This is a genomic window from Microcystis sp. M109S1, from assembly GCF_020247025.1.
GTDB lineage: Bacteria > Cyanobacteriota > Cyanobacteriia > Cyanobacteriales > Microcystaceae > Microcystis.
This window is the reverse complement of the sequence record NZ_JADBRW010000173.1, coordinates 1-5,809: the sequence shown is the minus strand read 5'-3', so window position 1 is coordinate 5,809 and position 5,809 is coordinate 1. Positions and strand designations below refer to the sequence as shown.

Below are 5,809 nucleotides of genomic sequence, written 5' to 3'. Positions count from 1 at the left end.
GGGGAATATTTGCCCCTAGAATCAAATCAAGATAATATCTTTTGCTCCCAAGTCTTCCCTGGATTATGGCTAGATAAAAATGCTTTATTATCGGGGAATTTAGCCGAAGTTTTGGCAAGATTACAGCAAGGAATAGCTAGTGAACAACACCAAAATTTTTGTCAAATTTTGGCTAATAAATAACCCAGATAAACTTGATTTTTTTCTTAGTTGCCTAGGGATGGCTCAGAAAGATTAGCTGATTTTTCTTGCCAATCTTGACCGATTTTAATCGTCACATCAGAAGCGAGATTCCCCGTACTTTCCACCAAAACTTCCCCGACACCAAGGCTATTATGCAGGGCAGCGGCCAGGGAATTATCCCCTTTTTGAGCAATAATTTTGGTAGTTTCTAGAATTGGCGATGAAGACTTAGAGACAAAAACATTTTCATAACCAAACGAGCGCAGATATCTGACTAGAGCTTGCACTGCTTCTGGATTATCGATGCTATCTTCCACAGCTATGCGAGTCGGTTGCGTGGTTTCCTCAATGTCAGCCATAAAAGAGCCGTGGTTAAAATGTTGAGCCACTAGCTCTTGAATTTTACTTTGATTGGGCAACCAATAACTGATCCCTTGCCGACCATCACCATTAAAGTCTCCGGGTAGAAGTAGCATTTGCACATCAGCGCGCTGAGTTTTAGAGGCAAAACCGGCTAGAGCGAGTAACTCCTCTAAACTGAGATTAGTATCGATATGAGTGCGGATAACCTCGATAATATCGGGAATTTTCAATAAAGTTGCTGGTTTTAGGGTTTGTTCTACTAAAGACCGCATTAATTGCTGTTGTCGTTGGATACGACCGATATCGCCGTTAGCATCGTAACGAAAACGGGCAAACTGGAGGAATTTCTCGCCGTTGAGGTGTTGTTCCCCTTTTTTCAGGTCAATGTAGAGGTGTTGACTAAAATCTTTGTACTTCATGTCTTTGGGAACATATACCGTCACCCCCCCCAAAGCATCAATTAATTTTTCCACACCCTGCACATTAATGCGAACATAGCGATCGATAGCGACTCCGTCCAAAAGATGACTAACCGTTTCCGCCGTTAAAGCAGGTCCACCGAGGGCGTTAGCTTCATTGATTTTTTTCTCCCCGTAACCCTCGATATCGGTGCGGGTATCCCGGGGGATGGAAAGCATGGTTAACTTCTGTCTTTGGGGGTCAAAACGCAGTAACAGCATGGTATCGGTTAAACCATCCAAGGAATTAACCGGGGCATGATAACCCAGATCTGGGGTTTGTGCCTCCTTGACATCGGATGTCAACACTTTCGCGCCAACTACCAGAATATTAACGGGGCGGTTGAGGGCGGGAAGTTGCAGATTTTGATAGGATATCGCCTGCTGATTGTTAAAAGCGGCGGCTTCTTGGGGACTAAGAGCAGCTTGTCGCAAAGGTGTGGAGGAGAGAGACACAGCCAACATAGCCCCCGCCGTAGCGGAAACTAGGGCGCAGCCAGTTAAGCCTAGGGCCGTCAGGAACCATTTACCGGACAATCGCCGCTTTTTAACAGGTTTAGCCGCTAATTTGCTTGATTTTCCGCTTTTAAGCCTTGATTTTGTCTTATTAACCACAAATTGCCTCACACGGTCACTAAATATCTCCCTAAAACCATATTTAAAGAGATGAACTATTTTTTTTCTCAGATACCCGGAAAAGATTATTAAACTAATCGGGTTTTCTAGAGAGTTAGCAGATAATATAGCAGAATTTTTCCTTATAGTTCTTCTGCATCGCAATTTTGGAGAAATATCTAGGGTTTGCAGCAAAAAGTTTTTTATGGGAGCGGGAAGCGGGGAAGTGGGGTAGTGGGGTAGTGGGGAGAACAAAGCTGCCTTTTGCATGAGTGCATGAGTGCCTCCTATCTCCTCAATGGCTGATTTTTTTGTGCAGAAATAACTTTTGTGGTCGATTAAATAACCAATTGATCAACCAACCGTCGGTTTTTTGCAGACGATAACCGCTACTTGAGTACAGTGACTGGGCCGCTAGATTATTATCGAGAACATGGAGGGAAAGTTCCTCAAAACCCCATTCTCTAGCGATCTGTTCACACTTGAGCAGCAATCTCCGGGCCAGACCGGCACGCCGGCGATCGGGACTAACGGCTAAATTAGAAATATAAGGAATGGGAACGGCTAAAAAAGAACTAGATTTTAAGCCGATTTCCGCCGTAGCGACAATAATTTCCTGAGAACCCGTGGCGGTGACGCTGGTTTGACTGACTACCAGACAGTGATAGTAAGGGGTATCGGCGCGCAATCGTCCCCGTAAGTCCTCGTAAATGCCCAATTTAAAGATAGGACGCAGAAAAGACCAATAATTGGCCGTGGGGAAAAAACTATCGGTGAGAATTTCCGCCAAGCTTTTGAGATCTTGGCTTTGGGCCAAACGCACCTCGACGGTAATGGTGGCATTGTCACCGGTCGCTTCCGAGTCGGAGGGATTAGACAATAGGTATGAGATAAAACAGGAGTCCACTTTAATCACAGGAGTCGGCAGGGAAGGTGGGGATGGCAGTCCTTATCCCGGAAAGGTAAATAGGGGTGGGAGCTAGTTGGGAGAATCAAGCATCTATCTTAAGGAGAATACCGCAATTTTTCAAGACTACTGAATCAAAATCTCATCCATTCTACTGCCTATAGCCCCAGTTGGGGGAAAGACTGCTATTTTTCGGGAATTTTTTTTGATCGCCGGGCAATGGTTAAGATGGGATGATGCTGGTCAGAACTAATCTCTTTCTTTTTGGGTCAATTAACTATATTCTTTAATCTAATCTATCCTCCTATCCCCTCCATGATCAAAGAAATTTCCGCTTATTTGCAAGTGTTCCGCAGTCAAAAAATGGCGGCTTTGTTATTCTTAGGTTTCGCTTCTGGATTGCCCTTGTTGCTCACCAGTCGCACCCTGCAAGCTTGGATGACCACCGAAGGAGTTGATCTGAAATCGATCGGTTTATTTAGTTTAGTCGCTCTCCCCTACTCTCTCAAATTTCTGTGGTCTCCCTTACTCGATCGCTATCTTCCCCCCGTGCTTGGTCGTCGTCGCGGTTGGATTTTAATCGCTCAAATTTGTTTAACTTTAGCGATTGGTTTCATGGCTTTGCAACAACCGCAACGATCTTTAGAATTATTGGCAATTAATGCCCTACTGATTGCTTTTTTTAGTGCCAGCCAAGATATTGCCTACGATGCCTATCGCACAGATATTTTAGAAAAATGGGAGATGGGTGCAGGGGTGGCGATCGGGGTTTTAGGTTATCGTTTGGCTTTAATTTTAACCGGTTCGATCGCTTTAATTTTAGCCGATCACTTTCCCTGGCCTCTCGTCTATCTTTTCCTAGCTGGACTGATGGCTTTAACGATTATTTGGTCTTTTTTCGCCCCAGCTACTCCCCCTAGGGATGATACTCCTCAAACTCTTTTAGAGGCGGTTTGGTTGCCTTTCCAAGAGTTTTTTCAACGCTATCAAATAGGTCAAGGAATCAGCATTCTCGCCTTTATTGTTCTCTATCGTTTAGGGGATGCTTTAGTTAATAATATGGTGACTCCTTTTCTCTTAAAAACTGGTTTCAGTCAAACCGATATTGGGGCGATACAAGGCGGTATGGGCATGATTGCAACTATGGTGGGAGTTTTATTAGGTGGTTCCCTGTTAAGTCGTTGGGGAATTAATCGATCGCTCTGGATATTTGGTGTCTTGCAAGCTGTTAGTAATTTAGCCTATTTTATTTTAGCAAATTTAGGGCAAAATTATCCTTTTATGGTCTTAGCTATTAATATTGAAAACTTCTGCGGTGGCTTAGTCACTGCCGCTTTTGTGGCTTTTTTAATGAGTCTTTGTAATGCTCGTTTTACCGCTACTCAGTTCGCCCTTTTATCAAGTTTAATGGCCTTTAGTCGCGATATTTTGGTGGCTCCCGCAGGAGTTTTAGCTGAGGAGATCGGTTGGCAGTGGTTCTTTTTAATCACGGTAATTGCCGCTTTACCTGGGTTAGCTTTATTGCCTTTATTTGCTCCTTGGCAAGAGCAGAATTAGGCTAATTTATGAGCTAGGAACTGATAATTTATTCCTCCGATTTCACTCGCATAACTACTAAAGTCATATCGTCGCTACTGTCATTTCCCAACCCAGTAAAAGCGGCAACTTTCCCAAATAAATATTCTAGAATCTGTTCGGGATCGGTGTACTGTTGACAGGCTTCTTTAACTGCCGATAGCCAATTTTTCTGCTCAAATCTTTCCCCTTTCGAGTTAACTGCATCGGTAAAGCCATCGGTATAATAAATCAGCGTATCTCCCGCTTCTAATTGCACTTGGGCATCATCATAGATAGAATCGGCCTCTAAACCAACTAATGTCCCTTCCGTGTCGAGAGGCTCTAACTCTGCCGTTTTGGCCCGCCACCAGAGGGTGGGATAATGGGCAGCATTACTGTAGCCAAGACGGCGCGTCAGGGGATCATACTCGGAATAAAATAATGTCACGAAACGATGAGAATTATCCAGATCGGCATACATAACCCGATTGAGATGACGCAAAATCTGGGCCGGGGAGTGACGATTTAACACTTCCGCTCGCAACATTCCCCGGGTCATGGTCATCAATAATCCTGCTGGGACACCTTTACCCATGACATCACCAATGACTATACTCCAAGGAGCGGTACTAGCTTCCATTTCCGCCTCCCTTGCCGGTTTAAATTGATCGTAGTTGCAGGGGATAAAATCATAATAATCGCCACCAACGCGATTAGCCGTTTTACAGTGGGCTGCCAATTCTACCCCCTGAATTTTCGGACATTGCCGGGGTAAAAGACGATTTTGGATTTCGGAAGCGATTTCTAACTCTCGATCCTGACGTTCCTTGGCCCGTAATTCCAGCGTTAATTCATTATTAGCTATAGCCACCGCCGTTTGATCGGCCACTAGCTGCAACAGTTTACGACGGGTGGGTGTCCAACCATAATCGGGATCGCGACTGAAAACGTATAAACGTCCCCGCTCACTATTTTTTACCAAAACAGGTGTACTATATACCTGCGTACCCTGTCCGAGAGTTTGCCGGATTTTATGGTCGAGACTATCGAGAAGCGATCGACTATTTCTGTTCTCAAGTGCCGGTTCTTGGTTTAATTGTCGGATAATTGCCTCTAATTGTCGGCGTAGTTCCCCATTAATTTGATTATCTTGGCAATGGAGTTGATCGAGCGCCACTTGACCGTTATTTTTGCTCAAAATCAACGCCCCTCCCTCCGCGTCTGCCACTCGTGCGGCCATCAAGGGGGTAAGATCGAGGAATTGGTTTAAATTGTTGAAACTCCGCAGGGCAAACCCGAGGGAACTTAAGAGATTTTGAACTTTGTTTTGTTCGCGATATAAACTGGCGACTAACTCTTTTAAGGCTAAAATCGGCTTGATATCGGCACTTTGATCGCCCATATTGACAGTAGGAGTGTTGAGGGTGTCGCTCGGTTCCGGCTCAGAAAGCATAAAATGATCTTTGTGGCGGTGACATGATTATAGCTAGATAGTCATTGGGTGATGACCTGTTTAAGTCTAACAGTATAGTGGATCTTTTCGTGACTGCCACAATTTAACCCTGATGTTTTACTATTTCTGTTTTTTGACGCTCCCCGCTCTAAAGAGACGGGGATTCTTCGTTCATTGAGTCTCCGTTAGCAAGCAGGATTTCTCCAACCAACCAAGAGGGAATCTCTCCCGAAGCGTTTAAAGTTTGCGTGCGCCCCACGCTACTTAATCCCT

General features: G+C 44.6%; 4 protein-coding genes and 1 pseudogene. 2 read left to right on the top strand and 3 right to left on the bottom strand.

What is annotated here, in order from left to right; all coding sequences use genetic code 11:
• Positions 1-183, top strand: a pseudogene (locus IM322_RS08270) (Uma2 family endonuclease); the annotation flags it as partial.
• 23 nt (positions 184-206) lie between these two features.
• Here IM322_RS08270 and IM322_RS08265 read toward each other — a convergent pair.
• On the bottom strand, positions 207-1,619 hold the full coding sequence (locus tag IM322_RS08265) for an LCP family protein (protein WP_287676265.1): 1,413 nt from the start codon (positions 1,617-1,619) through the stop codon (positions 207-209).
• A 295-nt stretch (positions 1,620-1,914) separates the two neighbouring features.
• Entirely contained in the window at positions 1,915-2,535 is a 621-nt protein-coding gene (locus IM322_RS08260) for a GNAT family N-acetyltransferase (protein WP_286824906.1), read from the bottom strand.
• 306 nt (positions 2,536-2,841) lie between these two features.
• Here IM322_RS08260 and IM322_RS08255 point away from each other — a divergent pair, with 306 nt between their 5' ends.
• A complete protein-coding gene (locus IM322_RS08255; protein WP_287676264.1) occupies positions 2,842-4,083 on the top strand; it encodes an AmpG family muropeptide MFS transporter in 1,242 nt (413 codons plus the stop codon).
• 28 nt (positions 4,084-4,111) lie between these two features.
• Here the strand turns inward: IM322_RS08255 and IM322_RS08250 are convergent, their stop codons facing one another.
• The gene (locus tag IM322_RS08250) at positions 4,112-5,536 is read right to left on the bottom strand and encodes a PP2C family protein-serine/threonine phosphatase (RefSeq protein WP_287676262.1); all 1,425 of its coding nucleotides are present in this window, start codon (positions 5,534-5,536) and stop codon (positions 4,112-4,114) included.
• Between the last annotated feature and the right edge of the window lie 273 nt (positions 5,537-5,809).